The organism is Neisseria sp. P0014.S009, from assembly GCF_051958155.1.
Lineage (GTDB): Bacteria > Pseudomonadota > Gammaproteobacteria > Burkholderiales > Neisseriaceae > Neisseria > Neisseria flavescens_C.
Genome location: NZ_JBQCVS010000045.1, coordinates 1 through 496 on the forward strand (window position 1 = coordinate 1; position 496 = coordinate 496).

The following is a 496-nucleotide window of genomic DNA, read 5'->3' on the forward strand; positions in this document are numbered from 1 at the left end:
GCTCGGAGATGTGTATAAGAGACAGGACTACAAGGGTATCTAATCCCGTTTGCTACCCTAGCTTTCGTGCATCAGCGTCAGTAAAGACCCAGTGAGTCGCCTTCGCCACCGGTGTTCCTGAGGATATCAACGCATTTCACCGCTCCACCCTCAGTTCCACTCACCTCTGTCTTACTCTAGCAAAGTAGTATCGAGTGCAGTTCCATAGTTAAGCTATGGTATTTCACACCCGACTTACTCCACCGCCTACGCACCCTTTAAGCCCAGTAATTCCGAATAACGTTCGTGAGACTCGTCTTACCGCGGCTGCTGGCACGAGTTTAGCCCTCACTTCCTCTGCGTATTAGTCAAACTTGGCTCTACACCAAATTTTCCTCCACACTGACAGCGGTTTACAACCCGAAGGCCTTCATCCCGCACGCGGCATCGCTTGGTCAAGCTTGCGCTCATTGCCAAAAATCCTCGACTGCAGCCACCCGTAGGCTGTCTCTTATAC

1 rRNA gene is annotated in these 496 nt (G+C 51.4%); it reads right to left on the reverse strand.

Going from position 1 to position 496, the window contains the following annotated elements:
• Positions 1 to 496 (reverse strand): 16S ribosomal RNA (locus ACTHS4_RS11580); the annotation flags it as partial.